Source organism: Streptomyces boncukensis (assembly GCF_011045075.1).
GTDB lineage: Bacteria > Actinomycetota > Actinomycetes > Streptomycetales > Streptomycetaceae > Streptomyces > Streptomyces boncukensis.
In genome coordinates, this window is the sequence record NZ_JAAKZZ010000777.1 from 1 (window position 1) to 2434 (window position 2434).

The window sequence follows — 2434 nt, forward strand, 5'->3', positions numbered from 1 at the left end:
CTCCCCCTCGTCGCGGGCATCCTCTTCCTCCTCCCGCTCGGGTTCGCCGGCAGCGATCTGCACACCTCGGTCCAGGTGCCGGCGTTCGCGGTCGTACTGCTCTCGCTGGTGGTCGTCACCGGGCGCGGCGGGCAGATCTCGCTCGGCCAGGCGGCGTACGCCGGACTCGGGGCGCTGCTCACCGCGCAGCTCTCGCTGCGGATGCCGAACCTGGCGGCGCTCGCCTGCGCCGTCCTGATCGTCGCGCCGCTCGGGCTGCTCACCGGCTGGCCCGCCATCCGCCGCCGGGGGCTGGCCCTCGCACTCACCACCCTGGCCATCTCGCTGCTGGTGAGCCGCTTCGTCCTGGAACAGCCGTACGCCCTGGAGGGGCTGGCCCCCGACCGCCCGGCGGGCTTCACCGACGACCGCGCCTACTACGCGCTGGAGCTGGCCCTGCTGGCGGTGGCGGCGCTCACCGTGTGGGCGCTGCGGCGCGGACGGCACGGCCGCGCGCTGGCCGCGATCCGGGACCACGAGCGGGGCGCGGCGGCGGCCGGGGTCCCGGTGCCCGCGCTGAAGCTCACCGCGTTCGTCCTCGGCGCCGCGCTCGCCGCGCTCGGCGGCGGCCTGCTGACCATGGGCGTACGCGCCTTCGACCCCGGCACCTTCGACCCGGTGCGCGGCCTGCTGTGGTTCGCGGCCATCGTGGTGCTGGGCTCCGACAGCGTCATCGCCGCGCTGGCGGGCGCGGCCCTGCTGGTGGGCCTGGACGCCGGGACGCAGGGCGGCTGGGCGGCGGCGGTCGTCGGCGTCCTGGCCGTGCTGACCGGGCGGGTCCGGTGGCTTCGGTCGGGACTGATTCCGGCGGTCAGCGCGCTGGCCGGTGTCCGGCCGCGGGGGCGCCCGGTGCCGAGGGACACGGGTCCCGCTGCCCTCCGGGGCCCGTCGCGGGCCGGAGAGGCCGTGCTGCGCTTGCCGGGTGCGCGCTCGCGGGATGCGGGACGCGCGGGGCATGCCCCGCACGGCCGCCCCCGCGAGGCACCGCTGCGGATCCGCGGGCTGACCGCCGGCTACGGGCGCCACACGGTGTTCCGCGACGTCTCGCTCGACGTGCCCCCGGCCCGCGTCACCGCCCTGGTCGGCCCCAACGGCGCGGGCAAGAGCACCCTCTTCCACTGTCTGACCGGGAATCTGCGCCCCCGGGCCGGCCGCGTCCTGCTGGGCGAGCGCGACATCACCCGGCTCTCCCCGCACGCCCGCACCCGCCTCGGCGTCGCCCGCACGTTCCAGCAGCCGGCCGTCTTCCCGTCGCTCACCGTCGCCGACAACGTCCGCATCGGCGCCGAGCAGGCCGCGCGGCGCTCCGCGCCCGCCGCCGCCACCGCCCGCGCCCTGCGCCTCTTCCATCTGGACCACCTCGCCGACTCCCCCGCCGCCGGGCTGTCCACGGCCACGCTGCGCCGCCTCGAACTCGCCCGCGCGCTCGCCACGGAGCCGCACACCCTGCTGCTCGACGAGCCGACGGCGGGCCTGGACCCGGCCGAGACCGAGACACTCGTCCGGGTGCTGCGGGCGCTCGCGGCGGACGGGACGGCGCTGCTGGTCATCGAGCACGACCGCACGCTCGTCGCGGAGCTCGCCGACACGGTGCACACCCTGGAGCCGCCGTCATGACCGTGGAGATCGCGCTGGAGCGCGCCCGGGTGCACTACGGGCCCGTGGAGGCGCTGCACGGCGTCGGCGTCCCGGTGCCCGCGGCCCGGCTCACCGTGCTCCTGGGCCGGAACGGCGCGGGCCGGACGACCGTGCTGCGCGCCCTCGCGGGCACCGTGCCGCTCACCTCCGGCCGGGTGGTGTGGGGTGGCGCGGACGTCACCCGGGTCCCGGCGCACACCCGGGCGCGGCGCGGGCTCGCCTTCGTGCCGGACAGCCGGGCGGTGTTCGGCTCGCTCACGGTGACGGAGAACCTGGAGCTGGCGGCGCCGGGTCCGCTGCCCGGCGCGCTGCCGTACCCGGCGCTGGCCCCGCTGCGCTCCCGCACCGCCGCCACGCTCTCCGGCGGCGAGCAGCAGATGCTGGCGGTCTCCCGGGCGCTGCTGTCCGAGGCGCGGGTGCTGCTGCTCGACGAGCCGACGCAGGGCATGTCGCCGGCGATGGCGGCGCGGACGTACGCGCTGCTGCGGGAGGCCGTGCACGGGGCGGGGCGCACGGTCCTGGTCGCCGAGCAGCGGCTGGCGGAGCCGCTGCGGGAGGCGGCCACGGTGGTCTACGAGCTGCTGCGCGGCACGGTGGCGTTCGCGGGCGAACCGCGCGAGGCCCTCGGGAGGGCGTCCCCGGCGGACCCGTCCCCGGCGGACCGTGCCGGGTAGCGGCTGCCCCTGCCGCTCCCCTGCCGGGGCCCGGACAGGCGAGGGCCCCGCCGGGCCGGTGGCCGGGCGGGGCCGGTGGGGGG

Annotated in this window: 2 protein-coding genes; both read left to right on the top strand. The window is 78.5% G+C overall.

Going from position 1 to position 2434, the window contains the following annotated elements; translation table 11 throughout:
* On the top strand, positions 1-1656 hold a 1656-nt coding region (locus G5C65_RS35470; RefSeq protein ID WP_165303170.1), incomplete at its 5' end, for an ATP-binding cassette domain-containing protein.
* On the top strand, positions 1653-2351 hold the full coding sequence (locus G5C65_RS35475) for an ABC transporter ATP-binding protein (protein ID WP_165303171.1): 699 nt from the start codon (positions 1653-1655) through the stop codon (positions 2349-2351). The genes G5C65_RS35470 and G5C65_RS35475, both read left to right, overlap by 4 nt.
* The last annotated feature ends 83 nt before the right edge of the window (positions 2352-2434 follow it).

Coding starts and splice junctions, on each gene's coding strand:
- G5C65_RS35475 (WP_165303171.1), top strand. CDS start 1,653: ATGACCGTGGAGATCGCGCTGGAGCGCGCCCGGGTGCACTACGGGCCC.